The sequence below is a fragment of the Marinobacter sp. W-8 genome (assembly GCF_044342215.1).
In the GTDB taxonomy this organism is placed as follows: Bacteria; Pseudomonadota; Gammaproteobacteria; order Pseudomonadales; family Oleiphilaceae; genus Marinobacter; species Marinobacter nauticus.
This window is the reverse complement of record NZ_CP172297.1, coordinates 1,037,294-1,056,476: the sequence shown is the minus strand read 5'-3', so window position 1 is coordinate 1,056,476 and position 19,183 is coordinate 1,037,294. Positions and strand designations below refer to the sequence as shown.

The window sequence follows — 19,183 nt, the reverse complement described above, 5'->3', positions numbered from 1 at the left end:
ACCTCCCGGCAAAAGCTGCGAAATCAGGCCTGTTGCAATCCGCTCAGGTTCAGTAAAATCCGCCTTTTCACTGAACCCTAGAGGCAGCGAATATGGGCAGAGCCTACCAAAACCGCAAAGAATCCATGGCCAAAACGGCCGCCGCGAAAACCAAGGTTTACAGCAAGTACGGCCGCGAGATCTACATGGCCGCCAAGGCTGGTGGCATCGACCCGCAAGCCAACCTTTCCCTGCGCGGGCTGATCGAGCGGGCCAAAAAAGACCAGGTGCCCACCCACGTTATTGAGAAAGCCATCGACAAAGCCAAGGGTGGCGCGGGCGAAGACTATGCGCCGGCCCGCTACGAAGGCTATGGCCCCGGCAACTGCATGGTCATCGTGGACTGCCTGACCGACAACCCGAACCGCACCTTTGGCGATGTTCGCCTGGCATTCACCAAAACCAAGTGCAAGATCGGCACCCCGGGCGCCGTGGCCCACATGTTTGATCACTGCGCCATCTTTGCATTTGCCGGCCAGGATGAAGAAGCCGTACTGGAAGCCCTGATGGAAGCCGACGTGGACGTTACCGACATCGAAAGCGAAGATGGCAAAATCACGGTATTCACCCCGAACACCGAATACGCCAAAGCCAAACAGGCTCTGGAAGCCGCGTTTGAAGGCATTGAGTTCGATGTGGACGAGATCCAGTTCCTGCCAAAAACCACCACCGTGGTAGAAGGCGACGACATCCCGATGTTCGAGAAATTCCTCGACATGCTTAACGATCTGGACGACGTACAGAACGTATTCCACAACGCAGAACTGCCGCAGGAATAACCTCTGCTGGCAAAGTGTAGTCAAAGCGGCGCGACAGGGCGGAGGTAGCAGGCGTGGAAAAGCCAAAGGCTATTATCCTGAAAACAGGCTCAACCTACCCGCAGATACGGGATCAGTTTGGTGATTTCGACGCCTGGTTCCTCCGCAACCTCAACGGTGATCTTGACGTTACCGTGCTGGATGCCGTGCAAACGCCACCCACGTCTGCTCCCAGCGACTGGGCTGGCATCGTCATTACCGGCTCGCCGGCAATGGTCAGCGACAAAGCGCCCTGGAGCGAAGAAACCGCCCGCTGGATAAAACAGGCCGTCGAGGCCAGGGTTCCACTTCTCGGAGTCTGCTATGGCCACCAGTTGCTGGCCCACGCTATGGGTGGCAAGGCGGACTACCATCCGAAAGGCCGAGAGACCGGGACGCACACCGTGCGATTGCTCGACAGCGCCAGTTCAGACCCCCTGTTCAGTCAGTTGCCGGCAGAATTCCCCGCCCACCTGACCCACAAGCAATCAGCACTTGAACTCCCTCCGGGCGCTGTACTGCTGGCCAATTCGGCCTTCGAGCCACACCAGGCGTTCCGGGTTGGCGACCATGCCTGGGGCGTGCAGTTTCATCCGGAATTCACCGAAGCCATCATGAAAGCCTATCTCGAAGTCCAATTTCCGGACATCATCGCCGAAGGCCTGGACGCCCAGAGTCTGCTGCAGGGCGTGCGCCCCGCCCCTGATGCCAATCACTTGCTGAAGCTTTTCGCTGAGTACCTGAACGCCCGCGCAATGACCAAATAGTCATGGAACCCGAGCGGCTGTGTGAACGTTTTGTATGTTGAATGAGTACAGATCGCTATCTACTGTACTCGAATACAACAGAGAAAGGAGCCTCACATGAACGGTATCAGAAAGCACTTGAGAAAGTTCTCACTGACCATGGCCGTACTCCTCGCGTTTACGACCACCTTCTCCATGTCCGCCAACGCAGGCATGGTGGGTACCGGTGAGTTGATCCAGCAACAGCAGGTCGATCTGGACCGGCAACAACTGCTGGAAATGCTTGAAGATCAGGAAGTGAAGGCAAAACTGCAGCAACTGGGCGTGACAGAAGCCCAGGTTGCGGAGCGCATCCAGAATCTGACGCCGGCCGAACTGGCCGAGTTCGAGCAACAACTGGCCGAAGCACCAACCGGCGAGGGGGTTGTCGGCATCATTGTTCTGTTCCTGGTGGTGTTCATCATAACCGATATGCTCTGCGCGACGGATCTGTTCCCCTTCGTGAAATGCATTCGCTGATTTGTAATGCTGAAAGCGAGCAGGTTTCCTGAACACACTACGGCCGTCATTCTGGCGGCCGTCGTTCTGCTGGCAGGGTGCGCATCCACCCCGGACTGGCCAGATACCACGCCCCGTAGCGCTGAATCAGCAAGCTCTGCCACACTGCTTGAGAGTGTTCCCTTCTATCCGCAAGAAAAATACCAGTGCGGTCCGGCATCGCTGGCCATGATGCTGAACGCACAGGGGCTGGAGACCAATCCCGATATTCTGAAAGAACTGGTCTATCTGCCGGGCAAGGAAGGCTCTCTGCAAGTGGAAATGGTTGCGGGTGCGCGGTCCCACGATATGCTGGTATACCGTTTACCACCAGAGCCCGAGGCAGTGCTCGCCGAGGTTGAAGCCGGCAATCCCGTTCTGATCATGCAGAACCTGCGCCTGGGCTGGTGGCCTCAGTGGCATTTCGCCGTGGTAGTCGGTTACGACACCGAGAGGCAAGTCTTGATTCTGAACACGGACACCCGGCGCCATTATGAAATGCCGTATAAAGTGTTTTACAACACCTGGGCCAAGGCCGACCACTGGGCTACCGTCATTCTGCCACCGGATCGGATACCCGCCACCGGTGAAATGCTTCCATACCTCCGGGCGGCCCACGATCTTGAAACAACAGGCCATACTCTCGCAGCTCAGCGGGCCTACGAAACGGCAATATCAAAGTGGCAAGAGCAGCCGACACCACTCATGGCAAAGGCCAATCTCCAGTACCAGCTAGGGCGTCATCAGAAGGCCGCTGAAGGCTTCCTGGAAGTCATCAACAAATTCCCGGAGTTCTCTGAAGGCTGGAACAACCTCGCTATCGCACTGAACGATGCAGGGTGCCCGGCTCAGGCTCGAAAGGCCTCGGCTTGTGCGGCCACGCTTGCACCGGACCGGTTTGAGTCAGCCGGCGATGACATCCTGTCCAAAGGGGCAAATCCGGAGGGATGCCTGGCGATCCCCTCCTGTCCATCAGAAACGGATTAACAACCGGTCAAACCGGTTTCCTCAGTAGTACAACATCTTTCGCCGGTATCTCAAGATCCCAGCCGTAGTTCTGCGCCAGCCAGTCAAAGGTGCACTCCCGGTAGAACACCACATGCGTCGGGTCACGCCGGTAGTGCCAGTTGTCAAAACGGTCGTCGTCGGTCTGAAAACAGGTCATGATGCCAATTAAGCCGCCAGGCCGTAACAGGCGATCCAGCATTTGGAACACCTCGGCCGGCTGGTAAAGGTGTTCGACGACTTCCGTGCAGGTGACAAAGTCATACCGCTGCGTCAACAGCCGGTCGTCGGGATAGAAGAACGGATCGTAAAGAGCCACCGCCAACCCGGCCTCTTCCAGCATCTTCGCTAATGCCGGACCGGGCCCGCATCCAAAATCCAGGCCGCAGGCGCCAGGTTCCATACGTGCCAGCAAGGGCTCCGCGAGTTTGGTGAGAAACCGCCGGTAACCCGGGTCAGACTCGCTATTCTCGTGCAACTCGTAAACGGCCCGCTCCCGGTCCTCAGCCAAACGACACTCCGGGGCCATGACCGTTGCCTGACACAAACCGCAACGAAGATAGCGCTGATCTCCAATCGTCCGAAAAGGCGCCAACTGCCCGGTTTGGCAAACCGGGCAGTGCGATTGAAGACATTCCTTAGGCTCCGGCTTTTCAATCATGCACTTTCAACCTGACAAAAGTTTCATTGTCATATCCGGCCATGTGGCAGGTTTGTGACCGGCTACGTAAAAGCCCCCCTTTCCCGCTGCCTATACTGCCGCAGAGTAGAGAGGAGCCGGATAGTACCTCTTGAATGATACCAACAGAACAATTTAAGGCTAAGTGCCAGGAAGCCCCCGGCTCAGAGACAGGAACATGGAAACGTCATCCGAACTTGCACTGGAAGTGCCGATCGTCTCGGCTCGTTATGCCCGCCGTTTTGTCCGTTTTATGGAACATCGAGGCGTAAAGCGGCATACCATTCTTGCCAATACCGGCATCACCGACGATATGCTGAATAACCCGGACGCCAGCTTGTCCATGCATCAGGTCATGGATTTGCTGCGACAGGCGGACTGGCTGATGACCGACGAACGCGCGGCGTTCGAATTTGGCCAACAACTGGACCTGCCCAGTCACGGCCTTCTCGGGTTCGCCATGTTGGGCCAGGAAAATCCGCGACGCCTGGTGAGCATGATCGTCCAATACCTGCGCGTAGGCCTGCCATTGATGGACATGGAACTGGAATCGACCGGCTCCATATTCCGCATCCGGCTGATCGATACCTGGGGCGTGGAGGACTTGAGACCCTGCCTGACCAAAATCTATATGGGCAGCATTCACCGTATCTCCTGCCAGGTTTGCAGCAACTTCAACTTCCAGTTTGATTTCCCGTCGTCTGCCTCGCTGGAGGACTGGCAACTCCTGGCCCCTGGATGCGAGTTCGAATTCGAGGCACCGGTTGCTCAGGTCACCATGCCGTTGAAGGGCTCACCAGCCCCTAAAAGTGAGGCTAACCTGGAGTTTCTGGTAGCCCGCACCCGATGCCATCGAAAACCGGGCAATCTGGAAGCCGACGAGACCGCCATGCAGGTTCGCGAACTGATCATGAGCCAACCCGGCCGCCCCTGCACCACCGAAAACATTGCGCGGCGCCTGGATATCAGCCCGCGCACCCTGCGCCAGCATCTTGCCAGCGCCGGCACATCGTTCAGGGAATTGCGGAACGAAATTCGCGAAAGCTTCGCCACCCTTTATCTGAAAGACACCAACGTACCGTTGGAGTCCATTTCCGAAAAACTGGGGTTCAGTGACCAGGCCGGTTTTACCAAAGCCTATCGTTCCTGGACGGGCACAACCCCTGGCGACGTTCGGCGGCAAGCCCGGTCAAAAAAGTGAACACAGCTCACTTTTCGTTTTGACACCGTTCACGGTTTAGACAATCCCTTCGCCTCTCTCCGCTTTGAACAAAAACGGTGCCGCGACAAGCAATGACCCGCGGCACCCTCTCCCCGTCTAATAACGCTGCACTCATACGTGAACACGTATGGCAAAGGGATCTTTGCAAGTCCGATTGAGCAGTCCTTATCGGTGTTGTCTGCAACCCACTACAACAAATAACGACGTACAGAGGACGAACTCATGAAACTCAGGAACCTCAATACGAGTGTCCGCAAGCTCGGCCCCGCGATTGCCGCGGCGGCTTTGATGGCGGGGGGCGCAGGTAATGCGTCTGCCGAGCAGGTTTCCCTGGAACTGGCCTTTGAATGCCCGTTCCCACTGATCGGCACCCAACCCATTCGCGCCCAGATCAGCGCCGATATACCGCCGGTCGCTACCGTTGGACAACCCACACCGCAGTTTCAGGTTGACGCCATTACCGTCGTTAATGACGACGCACGCACTGGTTTGAAGCTGGTCAATTCAGAGACCCTCGAGGGGGTTGCCACCAGCATCAACGAAATCGTGACGGTCAACCGCACGTTTGAACAGATCGTAAAGCTGGACATTCCGCCAACCAACATTCCGTCCGAGACCGGAGAGTTTAACGTTCCCGCTGCAGGCACGGCTCCCGAGGTGCTGTTCACCGATGATGATATCGGTGAGGCTGAAATTCGCGTCGGCTCCCTGTCCCTGGATCTGATTGCTCGCACCGCCAATGGTGACATAGCCCCGGCGCCTATCGGCGAGATCACCACAGACTGCGTGCAGCTTCCAGACCAGGACAACCTGCTCCAGACCGTTCTCGTCGAAGGCGATACGGTTGAGGCGCCCCGCATCAATGTCGGCGTTGAGGAGCTGGCCTTTGGCAACGTTCAGGCCGGTCTGACCGCTACGCAAACCGTTACCATCTCCAACACCGGCAATTCGGATCTGGGCATCAATGGCATCTCCATTGGTGGCACAGATTCCACAGTGTTCACACAAACCAATAGCTGTACCACCATTGCACCCAGTGCCTCCTGTGATGTCGACGTAACGTTCGCACCGTCCACGGAAGGTACCCGCAACGCCACTCTGACCATCCAGTCTACCGACGCCGAAACACCGTCTGTGGACGTTGGGCTGACCGGCCGTGGAGTCCTGGCACCGGTTCCCGAAATCGGCGTCAATCCGGAGTCCATCGACCTTGGCCGGATACTCCTCGGTGAATCCGCCAGTGCGGAAGTGACCGTATCCAACAGTGGCAACGCTGCTCTGCAGATCGACAGCATTGCACTGGAAGGGGCGAACGCGGCCGACTTCACCCAGTCGACAGACTGCACCACCGTCGCGGCCGGCGAGAGCTGCGCTGTTCAGGTAGCCTTTACCGCAGCCTCGGTAGGCGTGAGCAACGCTAACCTGGTGATCCGTTCCAGCGATTCCGAGAATCCGGAGATCCAGGTTCCGGTCACTGCCGAAGCGTATGAGCAGACCGGAAATCCGACCCTGGAACTGTTGCTGGGCCTTGAAGGCTCAACCCTGATCAAAGCTACCGACGGCACACTGCCCCTGACTGGCAGCATTGCCACACTCCTTGATCTTGCTTCTGGCACGTTCGAAGCGGACCTGGATGTTGAGCCAACCTCTGGCAACTTCTCCATCAAACTCCTGTTCAGCAAGATCCACGCATCTGCAAACGTTGAGTTTGAGCAGGCTGAAGTAACCACCGGTTCTCTGGTCGACGGCAAGCTGACGGCGAACTCTCACCTGTACGTGAAGGTGCCCAAGGTTGCCATCAAACTGTTCGGCCTGCCGGTGAAGATTGGTGGTGGCGAAGAGTGCCAGACCAGCCAGCCAGTTGATATCCAGCTCACTTCCGTTGAAGGCTCCAACTTCTCGCCTGCCACCGGCGGCGCGGTAAGCGGTGTCTATGAGCTGCCAGCACTGGAGAACTGTGGCTTGCTCACCAGCTTGCTGAATCAGTTCATGACAGGCCCGGGCAACACCATCGATCTGGAGCTGACTCCAGAGTAGTAAGAACTTCCGGCAATGCCGGAGGCGGGTCCATGGTCAGCGCAGCTGGCCGTGGACCTCATACGCAGTAAAAACAAAATCAAAAAAGGAACAATGCAATGAAAAGCCTGAAAAGAAATCTGCTAGCACTGGCTATCATCGGCGCGCCGTTTGCCGCGCAGGCAGAGCTTAAACCAATCGACGATGCTCAGATGGGCAGCATCACCGGCCAGGCCGGTGTCACCATCGAGCTCGAAACCAAAGTAAACATTGGTGAATTCAGATATACCGATGAGGGCTCTCTCGCCATCAAGGACATCAGCATCGGCGGTGCTGGCGCCGGCTATGAGGATGAGATGTTCAAAGACATCGAGGTCGGCAGAAGCCTGGCCTTCAAGGATTACACCGACCTGATCGATAATATCAAGATCGAGATCGACGTTGCCCCGGATGGCGACGCCATCATCAACGTACTGCCAATCACCGCGGCCCCGGTCGATTTTGGCGTGACAACCGGTGAATGGAGCCTGCAAGGCAACACAGACTCCACCCTGCTGGCAAGCAACTTTTCAATGAGGGGTATCTTCAACAAGGTCGGCATCACGGTGGATACCGCGACCGACAAGCTGACCCTGGACACAAAGGTCGGTATTTCCGATCTGGATATCGATGTCGACTTCCTCGCGATCGGTATTCGTGACCTGCAGCTCACCAAGAATACCTATCTCGAAAAGGTTGCTGACAAAGCAACTGGCGGCAATGGCCCGACCATTCTGGATGCCGCCGCGGATATCGTAGTGGAGGTCTACAAAGACCAACGCTTCGGCAGCTCAGACGATTCCCTGGCGATTGATCTGCAGCAGTTTGACGCAGACATGAAGATTGGCCAGGTTCTGGTGGGCGGAACCAGCATCGGCTCCCTGACACTGGACAACCTCTCTGTGCAGAACACCCGCATGAGAATCTACGGTCACCAGTAATGCACCGAGGGCCTATTCCGGGCCCTCACTCTGCCAACCCGGCGGCGCGTTTCATTTCCAGATCCAGATCGTTCTCTGCCAAAGGCTCTGAACTGATCAATTCAATCCTCGATTGTTCTCCCGGCTCACAGGGCTGAACGGTCAACGCACCTTCCACCTGATTGATCACGCGCCAACCATCCAGGGTATGCACGACGGCCTTGAACCGCACCAGACGTTCGTCCATCGCCGTTGCCAGTAGAGACGCCTCCGAGAATTGAATTTCCGGGTGGATGCGCCAGCCCAGGCTGTAATGCCCCTGACCACGGTTGGTCATCCGCTGCCAGGGCTGCTCGTCCAGAGACGGTGCCGGGGGGCGAAGATCAAGTGCAGCAAGCTGTTGATGAGCATCCGGGCTGGATACCGGCTGACGCTCCATCTCACCGTCCAGCCACTCGGGCGCCAAATGCCCCTGGCTTGTTGTGTAAACGGCACGCTTCGTCAGGGGCAGTGTGGCAACCCAGTCTTCAAACGCCGAGAGTTGCTGTGCCGTGCAAAGATCCGATTTGTTGGCGACCAGAATATCGGCAGCTTCGATCTGATCCCGGAACTGCACATTCTCAAGCACTTTCGGGTTCTCGAGTTTGCGTGGATCCACCAGAGTAATCACCGGCCCCAACGCCAGGACATCCTGATAATGCTCTCCAGTCAGGGTATCGAGAATCTGGGACGGATGGCCCAGGCCCGTGGGCTCAATCAGCAAACGATCCGGCTTGGCTCTGGCAATCAGCTGATTCAGGCCGATCTGCATGGGCAGCCCCGCGACGCAGCACATGCAGCCACCTGGCACCTCGCGCACCACCGCCCCCTCGGTCTCCAGGATGGCACCATCAATGCCCACCTCGCCGAACTCGTTCACCAGTACCGCCCAGGTTTCCCCTTCCGGCTTCTGGCGCAGAAGGTCCAGAATGGCAGTGGTTTTGCCAACGCCAAGGAACCCGAGTATCAGGTTGGTGGGAATCGGGCGGGGAATGCTGGACATAATTCTGGCCTCAAAAACGTTATACTATAACAACATTGACCAGGCCGGGCTACGTCCCGACTAAGGAGGAGTTAATGCCAAGACTGTTCTTCGGGCTGGAAATTCCTGAGTCGATCAAGACCAGCCTCTTAAAGGTAAAAACTGACATTAAAGGTGCCCGCTGGCAAAGCAAAACCCAGCTTCACCTAACCCTGGCGTTTCTGGGAGAGGTGGAGGCCGAACAGGTAATCCAGGCTCGGGATAACGCCAGAAAGGTGACCCATACGCCTTTTAAGCTGGAAGCCGCCGGGTTGGGTTGCTTCGGCAAGGAGGAGAGCCCGAAAATCCTATGGGCGGGAGTCTCCCCCGAGGCAGAACTGAGGGGACTGCAACGCACCCTTGCGCAAAGGCTCATCAACGACGGCTTCACTCTGCAGAATCCCTCATTCAAACCTCACATCACACTGAGCCGCTTTCGGGATGGCGCAGGCTCGGTGGCCGGACTGATCGAGCGTTATCGGAGCACCCGGTTTGGCAGTTGGTCGGTTCAGGACTTGGCGCTGTTTGAAAGTACTCCAGGCCAGAGCGGCTCTGTCTATACCGTGCTGGAACGCTATCCGTTAAACGCCTGAAGCTTCAGGATTGCTCAAGCCGGTTTGCCTCGTAGTCCTCAATCAAGGCTCTGGCGAGAACCCAGTCTTCGTCAGCGACATGCACGTTGGTAAAGCCGCTGCGCCGATCTCGCCCAGCGCGCCCTGCAGATAATGTCCGCCTACGTGCGCCTCTATGTGATTGGCACGCAGCAGGCCAGCAATGATGTGAGCTTCGGTAATATCCCGGGCCCGATAGGCTATTTGCAAAACGGAGCACTCCTATATGCTTAACGCTGTTTCGACTATAGTCGTCCACATGCCCTGTGTCTCGCGCCCCAAGGATTGTCCATGCTCTGGTTTCTGCTCGCTGTCGTTACTCTTGTTGTCCTGATCACACTGCTGATCTTCCGGGTAAAGGATCTTTCCGAGTACGACGGCCAGGACTGGGTTATCAAGGAAGTTGCTCCAAACCCGGCTCATGATGAGGTCATAGAACGCATCAAGGACATGGGGCGCGCCTCCCGTGGCCTGAAAGGCAAAGCCCGGCTGATCGCCCTCCGCAATCACCTGGATAGCCTGGGTGAAGGCGTGGATATCGAATCGGACATCCGTCATCAGGATCATCCGCGTGGAGAGTGGATATTGGCGCCCGGGGCAGATCCCCGCCGACGTGTGCTCTATATTCACGGCGGTGCCTGGGCTGCTGGCAGCCCTCGAAGTCACCGGGCGATTACCGACCGTTTTTCCCGGATTGCCAATGCTGCCGTTTTTGCGGTTGACTACCGGCTTATGCCCGAACACCGGTTCATGGATGGCATTCGGGACTGCCGCCAGGCCTATGCATGGTTGCTGAATCATGGCCCGGATGGCGAAGCGCCTGTCGACTTCATGGTGGTTGCCGGAGACTCAGCGGGCGGCAGCCATACCCTGTCACTGCTGGCGTGGATTCGCGACAATGGCCTGCGGCAGGCTGATGCCGCCGTTGCCCTGTCACCCTCCACGGATCTCACGCTTACGGCGCCGAGCAATCGCGAAAATATTCGCACGGACCCACTACTGGGCCCGGTGTTTGGTGGTTTGTCCAAAATCCCGCTGCCCGTGCTGTGGTGGGGAACACTTGCCGCATTCAGAATCTCTCCCACCAACCCGGTTGCATCACCTCTGCGGGGTGAGCTTAACAAGCTGCCACCCGTGCTTATCCACGCAAGCACCACGGAAATGCTGCTGGACAACGCCACGCGTTACGCCGCCAAAGCAAAAGTCCAGGGTTCACCGGTGGAGCTTCACACCTGGCAGAACATGGTGCATGTATGGCACATCTTCACGCCACTTCTCCCTGAGGCAGACGAGGCATTCGACGACATCGCGGCTTTTCTGAAGAAAGTGGAACAACCATAGTGGGCTGGTGCCGGCATTACTCAGCCGGCTTTCGCCTGACGTACAGCACCTTATGGACTCGGGCAACGACCGTTCCTGCCTCATCCACAACGTCGACATACCACTCCGGCAGGTACTTGTCGCCATCGGCGGTGGCTTCGCGTATTTCATCAAGACGCGCATCAGTCAGCTCGAAGCGGGCCTTGACCACGCCCTTGCCGGGGCGGATAAAATCAATACTCGCGGACTTGTCCCACACGATGTAATCGTTGCCCAGTCGGCGCATCAGCAACAGCATATACATTGGGTCAACCATGCTGTAGAGAGATCCGCCGAAGTGCGTGCCCACGTAGTTGGTGTTGTACCAGTGCTGACGCATTTCCACCGTTGCAGAGCTGAAGTCATCAGCAATGTGAGTGACTTTAATACCCGCCCCCAGGTAAGGGGCGAAAGTAGAGAGCACTCGGCGCAGAGCGCCGGCACTGGCAAACCAGCGGCGAATGGTTGAATTCATAGGAACATCCAAACGGTTGAGAATCAGCCTGAAAACTGTGTAGCTGGCTATCTTCTTACAGCCACACTGCATTTTCAACGAAAATTCATACGACCGTTTGAATTATTTAGACTGGAAACATCAAGGTTTCACGCCGAACCACTGGGGATAGTTCAGCAGGCAGTACAGTGCGAGCATGTCATAAACCGCATGCCAGACCATCACCATGGGCAAGCTGCCCCATACCAGGTAAGCGCCACCGAGAATCAGGCCCAGACACGTCGCTACCAGAAAATAGGTAAACGACACGTAGTGCACCAACCCGAACAACACAGAGGCCGCCAGCAAGGCTGTCCAGGGCCCGGTATGCTGCAGTAGCCAGCCCTGCACCGCTCCACGGAACAAGAGCTCTTCCCCCACCCCAGCGAGCACGCACAAGGTCAGCAATACCGGCCAGCGATAACTAGCCGCGAAACGGTAAAGGGCCTGCATTTGCGAACCAAGATCGTCAGGGAACAGCCAGGAGAGCTGAGTCAGCAGCAATAGCACAAGGTAGGTGGTGCCAGCGCCCAGGATTCCGTACAGCAGGATTTCCAGCAGATTCAGGCCATTCAGCATTAACGGAATATCGAACAGCCAGATCGCGAGCCAGCCTACCAAACCAATACCGCCCTGAAACAGCAGGGCGGCGGTAGTGGATATAGTGGCGCGACCTTGGGCCATAACTCAGTTTTCGAACAGGCCCTTGACCGGGAACAGGTCGTCGTAGGCGGGCGCCTGCTTCTGGGCCTTGGCCTGGAAGGATTTCATCATGTCCGTGGGGCGGAACATGCCAGACTGCCATGTGGCCATGTAGCGGAGGCTGTCTTCTACGCTGTGATCGCGACTGAAATTGATCATTTCCTTGCAGCCGGTCACCGCCAGCGGTGAATTGGCGGCAATCTGGGCGGCAATGGCCATAACGCCCTCAAGCATCGCTTCCTGAGTCTCGTAGACCGAGTTCACGAAACCCAGGCGATGGGCTTCTTCAGCACCGAATTTGCGGCCCGTGTAAGCCAGCTCACGCACCACGCCCTCAGGCATCAATTTAGGCAGCCGCTGCAGCGTACCCACATCGGCCGTCATGCCCAGCTCGGTTTCCTTGATGGTGAAGTAGGCATCGGCTGTGCAATACCGGCTGTCCGCCGCACACACCAGGTCCAGAGCCCCACCAATGCAGCCCCCGTGCACGGCCGCCAACACCGGCAGACGTACTTTCTCCAGAGAGCTCAGGGTATCCTGCAGCTGCAGTACTACTCTTCGCAGGTTCTCCGCCATTCGGCCAGGGTCGCCACTCATGGGCACGGATTTCGGATCCGAGAATACGCCCAGATCCATGCCTGCGGAAAAGTGCTTTCCAGTGGAGGAGATCACAATCACCCGAGCATCGGTGTTGGCTTCAATATCCTGAACGCAGCGCGGCAGCTCCAGCCAGAATGCCTTGTTCATGGTATTGAGCGCCTCGGGGCGACTGAACTGAACGTGGGCGATGTGGTCTTTTACTTCGATATTGAAACTTTCGTAGTTGGCGAGTTCAGACATGATGGATCCCGTATCATCTGAGAGCATGGTTTCGTATTATTAGGGTGCACATTACCGCGAAACGAGGCACGATGGAATTCACTTTCCTTGGCACATCGGCCGGAACACCAACCCGGTCACGCAACGTCACCGGCCTGGCTCTTTGCCTGTCGGGGCCCAAACCCTGGTATCTGGTGGACTGCGGTGAAGGCACCCAGCATCAGTTGATGCGCACACGGTATTCGGTGATGCAGTTGCGCGCCATGTTCATCACCCACATCCATGGTGACCACATCTTCGGGCTACCGGGATTGCTTACCAGCGCTTCCATGCTGGGTCGCACCGAGCCTTTGGACATCATTGCGCCGCCACAGGTACGCCGGTTTATCGATGCCGTCATCGAAAACAGTGACTCCAGCCTGAGTTATCCGTTGAACTTCATCAACTCCGAAGCGCCGGATTTTTACTGGCAGGATGACCATTTGGGCGTTACCAACGTGGCGCTTTCGCACCGGGTACCTTGCCGGGCCTACGTATTCACAGAGCGGAACCTGGAACGTCAGCTCCAGAAGGAGAAACTGGTTGCTGATGGCATCGAGCCTGGCCCTGAATGGGGCGACCTGCAGAAAGGCAAAGATGTTCTACTGGATGACGGGCGCCTGCTGCGTAGCGACGATTACACTCACATTCCCAGAACTGCGCGAAAAATCATTGTCGGCGGTGACAACGACACCCCGGAACTGCTGAAAGATGCCTGCCAAGGCACCCACGTATTGATTCACGAGGCCACCTACACCCAGGATGTCGCAGACCGGGTTGGCCCCTGGCCCCAGCACAGCTCGGCGCAGCAGGTGGCCCGGTTCGCGCAGGCGGCGAAGCTGCCCAATCTGGTACTCACCCACTTCAGCTCCCGCTACCAATCGGCCCCGGGTGGTACGCCGCATATCAATCAGCTCGCCGCCGAGGCTTTGCAGCATTACAAGGGCCACCTATTTCTGGCCCGAGATTTCGACACTTACCGGCTCGAAAAAGACTTCCAGCTGCACAAACTCAACGAAGGCTGATCAATCTGCCTTATGCCCGGGAGGCATTACCACCCATTCGGGGTCTTCAAATTCACCCAAAGGCCGGATCTCAACAAACGGAGCGGCGCTTTTAATAATCTCAGCAATCCTGGGGTCCTTCCGGGCATCCATGGCATCCCGGTCGGCCTTGCTGTCCCAACGGGCGATGGCAATCAGTTTGTTCGGCTCACCAATCTTTCGATGTAGCTCGGTACCACGGGCACCGGGCGCCTGCTGAATCAGCTCACTGGCCCGGACCCAGGCATCGGCATACTCCTCGGCAGAGTGCCCGTCTTTCACCGTGACCTCAAAAATATACTTCATCGCATTCTCCTCACTCCTATGGATCTTCGTGGTTCGCTGAAGCTTGCGGTAGACTGGCCGGACATTCACAGGGAAGTCACCAATGTCCGCACCGCTTGTTTTTACAGTTATCGCCATCGCCCTCATTGGTGGTTCGCTGTTCTATTTGTTTTTCTACCGCAACTGGCGACGCCGACGCGAACTGCAACAACCGTTCCCTGCACTCTGGAGGCACCACCTTCAGGAAAACGTGCCGCTCTATAATCGGCTCTCCGACAGCCACAAAACCCGGCTGGAGAATCTGGTTCAACTCTTTATCTCGGAGAAGGAATTCTACGAATGTGCCGGTTTTGAAATCGATGACCGGGTGCGAGTGACCATTGCCGGTCATGCTTGCCTTTTACTGCTTGAACGCGGGTTTTACGAATACGATGACGTTAAAAGCATCCTGGTCTATCCCGATATCTACCGGGTACAGGACACCGAGAGCGATGGCCTCGTGGTCAGCACCAGTGACGAAACCCGGGCCGGAGAGGCCTGGTCCCACGGCCGGGTGATTCTGGCCTGGAGCCAGTGTGAACAAGCCATCGCCAATCCCCATGGCCCGCACAATGTGATTCTCCATGAATTCGCCCATCAACTGGACTACCTGGATGGCACCGCAGACGGCGCACCACCACTGAGTGGCGATGAGGCGGAGCGCTGGCAGAAAGCCATGACCGAGGCCTGGGACCACCTGCAACACCGGCTGGAACACCACCACAAACCCTGGCTGGACCCGTACGGCGCCACCGAACCGGCCGAGTTTTTCGCGGTGCTGACCGAGGCCTTCTATCAAAAACCGCAGCACTTGAAGCGTGAACAACCTGACGTTTACGCTGCCCTGTGCCGTTTTTACCGGATCGACCCGGAGCACATGCGCGCCCACAAGCCTTGACGATCAGCCGCCAAGGCCGTCTCCCTTGACGCCGAGACGATCCAGGTACAGATGCAGCTCTTCCTCGCTGATATTCACGTATTCCAGTACCCGGCCATAGAGCATCACGGTCGGCACATTGCGGCCGCCCAGCTCCTTCTGGGTCTCGTTCAGGACGTAAAGTATCGTCCGTTCCGTTTTTGTGAGACCATCCCGCGCATCGGGGATTACCTCGTCTACTCCGCGTAAACTGCTCATATTTCTGAATCCGGTAAGCTGCCCATGGAAATCAAAGTCAATTATCTCGACAACCTGAGGCTTGAGGCCAAGTTTGACGATTTTACCGTCGTCTCAGACCAGCCCGTCCGCTACAAAGGCGATGGCTCGGCGCCCGGCCCGTTTGACTACTTCCTGGCCTCATCTGCCATGTGCGCGGCTTACTTCGTAAAGGTTTACTGCAACGCCCGGGATATTCCCACAGATAACATCCGCCTGTCGCAGAACAACATTGTAGACCCGGAAAACCGCTACAAGCAGATTTTCAAGATTCAGGTGGAACTGCCGGAAGACATTTCGGACAAGGACCGCCAGGGCATCATCCGCTCCATCGACCGTTGCACGGTGAAAAAAGTGGTGCAAACCGGCCCGGATTTCCAGATTGAAGTGGTGGAAAACCTGGACGAAGACGCCCAGGCCCTGCTCACCGCTGCCCCGGGCGGCGACGGCAACACCTATATCGAGGGCAAGGATCTGCCCCTGGAGCAGACCATTGCCAACATGACCGGCATCCTCTCGGATCTCGGCATGAAGATCGAGATTGCTTCCTGGCGCAACATCGTGCCCCACGTGTGGTCTCTGCACGTGCGCGACACCGCGGCCCACATGTGCTTCACCAACGGCAAGGGTGCCACCAAGGAAGCCGCCCTGTGTTCGGCCCTGGGTGAGTTTATAGAGCGGCTGAACTGCAACTTCTTCTACAACGACCAGTACTTCGGCCAGGACATCGCCAACAGCGAGTTCGTGCATTACCCGAACGAGAAATGGTTCCAGCCCGGCCCGGAAGGCGAGCTGCCGGACGGCATTCTGGACGACCATTGCCTGGCCATCTACAACCCCGATGGCGAATTGCTGGGCACCCACCTGTATGACACCAACTCCGGCACCCCGGAGCGGGGTATCTGCAGCATTCCCTACGTGCGCCACTCCGATGGGGAAACCGTATATTTCCCCTCCAACCTGATCGAAAACCTGTATCTGAGCAATGGCATGAGCGCCGGTAATACCTTGCAGGAAGCGCAGGTGCAGTGCCTGTCCGAGATCTTCGAACGGGCAGTGAAAAAAGAAATCATCGAGAACGAAATCGCCCTGCCGGATGTGCCGGACAGCGTGCTGGCCAAGTACCCGGGGATTGTCGAGGGCATCAAGGCCCTGGAGGAACAGGGTTTTCCGGTACTGGTGAAGGATGCCTCTCTGGGCGGTCAGTTTCCGGTGATGTGCGTCACCCTGATGAACCCGAAAACCGGCGGTGTGTTTGCTTCCTTCGGTGCTCACCCCAGCTTCCACGTTGCCCTGGAACGCAGTCTGACCGAGCTGCTGCAAGGTCGCAGCTTTGAAGGTCTGAACGATCTGCCGGCGCCCACCTTCAACTCCATGGCGGTGACAGAGCCCAATAACTACGTTGAACACTTTATCGATTCCAGCGGCGTGGTGTCCTGGCGGTTCTTCAGCGCCAAATCCGACTACGATTTTGTGGAATGGGATTTCTCAGGCAGCAACAAAGAAGAAGCCGACACCCTGTTCGGCATCCTCGCGGACATGGGCAAGGAATGCTACATGGCGGTGTTCGAAGACCTCGGCGCTCCGGTCTGTCGAATCCTGGTGCCGGGCTATTCCGAGGTGTATCCGGTGGAAGACCTGGTGTGGGACAACACCAACATGGCCCTGGAATTCCGCGAAGACATCCTCAATCTGCACCGTTTGAATGAAGACGAGCTGGCCGATCTGGTACAGCGCCTGGAAGAGGCCGAGCTGGATGTATACATGACCATCGTCACCCTCACCGGCATCGAATTCGATGAAAACACCGTGTGGGGCCAGCTCACCATTCTGGAACTGAAACTGCTGATCTACCTGGCCCTGGGCGAACTGGAAGAAGCCCAAGAACTGGTGGACATGTTCCTGCAGTTCAACGACAACACCGTTGAGCGCGGCCTGTTCTACCAGGCCATGAACGCAGCCCTGGAAGCCACGTTGAACGAAGAACTGGAGTTGGAAGACTACCTGTACAACTTCCGCCGGATGTTTGGTGACGAGGTAATGGATGCCGTCGTCGGCTCCATCAACGGCACGGTGCGTTTCTACGGCCTGGAAGAAACCGGCATGGACCTGCGCGGCCTGGACCGGCACCTGAAGATGATCGAGAGCTACAAAAAGCTGCACGCGGCCCGGGCCCGCAAAGCTGGGCGGTCAGCCTAATCGGCGGGCGCCCGCTCGCCGGTGTGCACCACCTTCTTGCCAATCACCCGGATTGCACCCGGCCGGCAGGTTGCCCGAAAGGGCGTTTTACCGGCCACGTCGCCATCCACCGTTACCGTCTTGGCGCGGGTGGTTTCTACGTGGCACCACTTGCCCTTGATCTGGATGACGGTACTGGTTCGGCGCGGCGTCTTGCGGTTCAGGCGCACCATCAGAAATGCAAGTAACAGCTGCGGCAACGGGCGCGGTTTAACGGCAATGACATCCAGCAAGCCATCGTTCGCAGAGGCCTCCGGTATTTCATGGCCGCCACCGAAATAGGCCCCCGTGGCAACCGCAATCGATAGCCAGCGACCACCCAGATTAGAGCGATCAGTACGAATATGGGCGTGGAACCCCCGCTGGGCGCCCAGTTGTCGGAACAGTGTGGCAATGTAACTGAACTTTCCAAAAAGCTTTTTGGTGGGTGAACTGGCCTGCCGTGAAGGCAAAGTGCCCAGGCCAATATGGGCCACGTTGAGATAGATGCGGTCATCAAACTCCGCCACATCAATCATCTCGGTGCTACCGTCCGCCACCAGACGGGCCACCTCTGCCGGTTCAGACGGAATACCCAGGTTGCGAGCAAAATCATTAGCGGTTCCCGAGGGAAGAACCGCGAGAGTCGCGCCGGTGCGCAGGCAAAGACCGGCCACACCGTTCACAGTGCCATCCCCACCCGCGGCCAACAGTACGTCGTTGCCAGTCACCAGGCGCAGCCACTGTTCAGCCTCATCCAGCCTGCACTCGGTTACGTTCTCGATGCCCTGCTCGCGCAGATAGGGCAACCAGAAATCCGCATTGCGGCCACCATCACCGGAACCGGGGCTATCCACCAGCCAATACGCCATACCATTCCCTCTGGAGAAAGAAACTGTCCCCTTCATTTGATAGCATGGCTGATCGATTTCTTCATGCAGGAAGCATTACCGTATGGCAACGCGCATTACTCTCCATTACTGCACCGGCTGTAACTGGATGCTGAGATCCGCCTGGATGGCGCAGGAACTGCTGACCACCTTCGACGGCATGGTCGACGAGCTCACCTTGAAACCCGGCTCCGGCGGCATCTTTGAAGTCTGGGTAAACGATACCCGAATCTGGTCCCGTAAGGAGCAAGGGGGCTTCCCGGATATCAAGCAACTGAAACAGCTGGTGCGGGATCAGATTGCCCCGGAGCACTCACTGGGGCACTCAGACAAGCCGGTGTAGTACATCTACGAGGGTGGCTACCCGCTCCCGCATCTTTTCGCTACCATACGCCACCCTCAAAACGCCCGCCCGCTGCGCCAGGCCCGTCTGCAGCTGCTGTTCGCCAGAGGTGATCCAGTTGACTCTGCAG

22 protein-coding genes are annotated in these 19,183 nt (G+C 57.3%); 13 read left to right on the top strand and 9 right to left on the bottom strand.

What is annotated here, in order from left to right; translation table 11 throughout:
- Nucleotides 1-92 precede the first annotated feature (92 nt).
- The 4 genes from ACF8YQ_RS04865 to ACF8YQ_RS04850 all read left to right on the top strand — a co-directional run bounded on the left by ACF8YQ_RS04865 (nucleotide 93) and on the right by ACF8YQ_RS04850 (nucleotide 3,106).
- Nucleotides 93-818: a YebC/PmpR family DNA-binding transcriptional regulator gene (locus tag ACF8YQ_RS04865; protein ID WP_011785624.1), complete on the top strand. Its 726-nt coding sequence runs from the start codon at nucleotides 93-95 to the stop codon at nucleotides 816-818.
- Between the two features lie 53 nt (nucleotides 819-871).
- Nucleotides 872-1,603: a glutamine amidotransferase gene (locus tag ACF8YQ_RS04860; RefSeq protein ID WP_396622741.1), complete on the top strand. Its 732-nt coding sequence runs from the start codon at nucleotides 872-874 to the stop codon at nucleotides 1,601-1,603.
- 96 nt (nucleotides 1,604-1,699) lie between these two features.
- Complete coding sequence (locus tag ACF8YQ_RS04855; protein WP_141067805.1) at nucleotides 1,700-2,101, top strand: PA2779 family protein; 402 nt, start codon at nucleotides 1,700-1,702, stop codon at nucleotides 2,099-2,101.
- A 6-nt stretch (nucleotides 2,102-2,107) separates the two neighbouring features.
- Nucleotides 2,108-3,106, top strand: coding sequence for a PA2778 family cysteine peptidase (locus ACF8YQ_RS04850; protein WP_396622740.1), 999 nt, complete (start codon nucleotides 2,108-2,110; stop codon nucleotides 3,104-3,106).
- A 7-nt stretch (nucleotides 3,107-3,113) separates the two neighbouring features.
- Here ACF8YQ_RS04850 and ACF8YQ_RS04845 read toward each other — a convergent pair whose 3' ends face one another.
- Nucleotides 3,114-3,785: a class I SAM-dependent methyltransferase gene (locus ACF8YQ_RS04845; protein ID WP_396622739.1), complete on the bottom strand. Its 672-nt coding sequence runs from the start codon at nucleotides 3,783-3,785 to the stop codon at nucleotides 3,114-3,116.
- A gap of 196 nt (nucleotides 3,786-3,981) precedes the next feature.
- On the opposite strand from ACF8YQ_RS04845, the gene ACF8YQ_RS04840 reads away from it, so the two are divergent.
- From ACF8YQ_RS04840 to ACF8YQ_RS04830, 3 genes are all read left to right on the top strand, one after another.
- Nucleotides 3,982-5,004, top strand: a complete 1,023-nt coding sequence (locus ACF8YQ_RS04840; RefSeq protein WP_396622738.1) for an AraC family transcriptional regulator ligand-binding domain-containing protein — start codon at nucleotides 3,982-3,984, stop codon at nucleotides 5,002-5,004.
- A gap of 243 nt (nucleotides 5,005-5,247) precedes the next feature.
- A complete protein-coding gene (locus ACF8YQ_RS04835; RefSeq protein ID WP_396622737.1) occupies nucleotides 5,248-7,062 on the top strand; it encodes a choice-of-anchor D domain-containing protein in 1,815 nt (604 codons plus the stop codon).
- A gap of 98 nt (nucleotides 7,063-7,160) precedes the next feature.
- Complete coding sequence (locus ACF8YQ_RS04830) at nucleotides 7,161-8,021, top strand: DUF6160 family protein (RefSeq protein WP_114433568.1); 861 nt, start codon at nucleotides 7,161-7,163, stop codon at nucleotides 8,019-8,021.
- Between the two features lie 25 nt (nucleotides 8,022-8,046).
- On the opposite strand, the gene ACF8YQ_RS04825 is transcribed toward ACF8YQ_RS04830, so the two are convergent.
- Complete coding sequence (locus ACF8YQ_RS04825; RefSeq protein WP_396622736.1) at nucleotides 8,047-9,042, bottom strand: CobW family GTP-binding protein; 996 nt, start codon at nucleotides 9,040-9,042, stop codon at nucleotides 8,047-8,049.
- A gap of 74 nt (nucleotides 9,043-9,116) precedes the next feature.
- Between ACF8YQ_RS04825 and thpR the strand changes: the two genes are divergently transcribed.
- Entirely contained in the window at nucleotides 9,117-9,653 is a 537-nt protein-coding gene (gene thpR, locus ACF8YQ_RS04820; RefSeq protein ID WP_396622735.1) for an RNA 2',3'-cyclic phosphodiesterase, read from the top strand.
- A gap of 42 nt (nucleotides 9,654-9,695) precedes the next feature.
- Here thpR and ACF8YQ_RS04815 read toward each other — a convergent pair whose 3' ends face one another.
- Complete coding sequence (locus ACF8YQ_RS04815; protein WP_396622734.1) at nucleotides 9,696-9,881, bottom strand: putative signal transducing protein; 186 nt, start codon at nucleotides 9,879-9,881, stop codon at nucleotides 9,696-9,698.
- Nucleotides 9,882-9,962: 81 nt separating this feature from the next.
- Between ACF8YQ_RS04815 and ACF8YQ_RS04810 the strand changes: the two genes are divergently transcribed.
- The gene (locus ACF8YQ_RS04810; RefSeq protein WP_396622733.1) at nucleotides 9,963-11,012 is read left to right on the top strand and encodes an alpha/beta hydrolase; all 1,050 of its coding nucleotides are present in this window, start codon (nucleotides 9,963-9,965) and stop codon (nucleotides 11,010-11,012) included.
- Nucleotides 11,013-11,028: 16 nt separating this feature from the next.
- Here ACF8YQ_RS04810 and ACF8YQ_RS04805 read toward each other — a convergent pair whose 3' ends face one another.
- The 3 genes from ACF8YQ_RS04805 to ACF8YQ_RS04795 form a co-directional block, all read right to left on the bottom strand.
- Complete coding sequence (locus tag ACF8YQ_RS04805; RefSeq protein WP_222179868.1) at nucleotides 11,029-11,505, bottom strand: DUF4442 domain-containing protein; 477 nt, start codon at nucleotides 11,503-11,505, stop codon at nucleotides 11,029-11,031.
- 120 nt (nucleotides 11,506-11,625) lie between these two features.
- Complete coding sequence (locus ACF8YQ_RS04800; RefSeq protein ID WP_396622732.1) at nucleotides 11,626-12,207, bottom strand: lysostaphin resistance A-like protein; 582 nt, start codon at nucleotides 12,205-12,207, stop codon at nucleotides 11,626-11,628.
- Nucleotides 12,208-12,210: 3 nt separating this feature from the next.
- On the bottom strand, nucleotides 12,211-13,065 hold the full coding sequence (locus ACF8YQ_RS04795; protein WP_396622731.1) for a crotonase/enoyl-CoA hydratase family protein: 855 nt from the start codon (nucleotides 13,063-13,065) through the stop codon (nucleotides 12,211-12,213).
- Nucleotides 13,066-13,136: 71 nt separating this feature from the next.
- Here ACF8YQ_RS04795 and ACF8YQ_RS04790 point away from each other — a divergent pair, with 71 nt between their 5' ends.
- Complete coding sequence (locus ACF8YQ_RS04790) at nucleotides 13,137-14,108, top strand: ribonuclease Z (protein WP_396622730.1); 972 nt, start codon at nucleotides 13,137-13,139, stop codon at nucleotides 14,106-14,108.
- Here the strand turns inward: ACF8YQ_RS04790 and ACF8YQ_RS04785 are convergent, their stop codons facing one another.
- Entirely contained in the window at nucleotides 14,109-14,432 is a 324-nt protein-coding gene (locus ACF8YQ_RS04785) for an antibiotic biosynthesis monooxygenase family protein (RefSeq protein ID WP_396622729.1), read from the bottom strand.
- 82 nt (nucleotides 14,433-14,514) lie between these two features.
- Here ACF8YQ_RS04785 and ACF8YQ_RS04780 point away from each other — a divergent pair, with 82 nt between their 5' ends.
- Complete coding sequence (locus ACF8YQ_RS04780) at nucleotides 14,515-15,348, top strand: zinc-dependent peptidase (RefSeq protein WP_396622728.1); 834 nt, start codon at nucleotides 14,515-14,517, stop codon at nucleotides 15,346-15,348.
- A gap of 3 nt (nucleotides 15,349-15,351) precedes the next feature.
- On the opposite strand, the gene ACF8YQ_RS04775 is transcribed toward ACF8YQ_RS04780, so the two are convergent.
- Entirely contained in the window at nucleotides 15,352-15,585 is a 234-nt protein-coding gene (locus tag ACF8YQ_RS04775) for a hypothetical protein (RefSeq protein WP_396622727.1), read from the bottom strand.
- A gap of 24 nt (nucleotides 15,586-15,609) precedes the next feature.
- Between ACF8YQ_RS04775 and ACF8YQ_RS04770 the strand changes: the two genes are divergently transcribed.
- On the top strand, nucleotides 15,610-17,802 hold the full coding sequence (locus tag ACF8YQ_RS04770) for an OsmC domain/YcaO domain-containing protein (protein WP_396622726.1): 2,193 nt from the start codon (nucleotides 15,610-15,612) through the stop codon (nucleotides 17,800-17,802).
- Here the strand turns inward: ACF8YQ_RS04770 and ACF8YQ_RS04765 are convergent.
- Nucleotides 17,799-18,692: a diacylglycerol/lipid kinase family protein gene (locus ACF8YQ_RS04765; protein WP_396622725.1), complete on the bottom strand. Its 894-nt coding sequence runs from the start codon at nucleotides 18,690-18,692 to the stop codon at nucleotides 17,799-17,801. The two genes, ACF8YQ_RS04770 and ACF8YQ_RS04765, sit on opposite strands and share 4 nt — an antisense overlap.
- Before the next feature lie 82 nt (nucleotides 18,693-18,774).
- Here ACF8YQ_RS04765 and ACF8YQ_RS04760 point away from each other — a divergent pair, with 82 nt between their 5' ends.
- Nucleotides 18,775-19,053, top strand: a complete 279-nt coding sequence (locus ACF8YQ_RS04760; protein WP_014420825.1) for a SelT/SelW/SelH family protein — start codon at nucleotides 18,775-18,777, stop codon at nucleotides 19,051-19,053.
- Nucleotides 19,054-19,183: the final 130 nt, after the last annotated feature.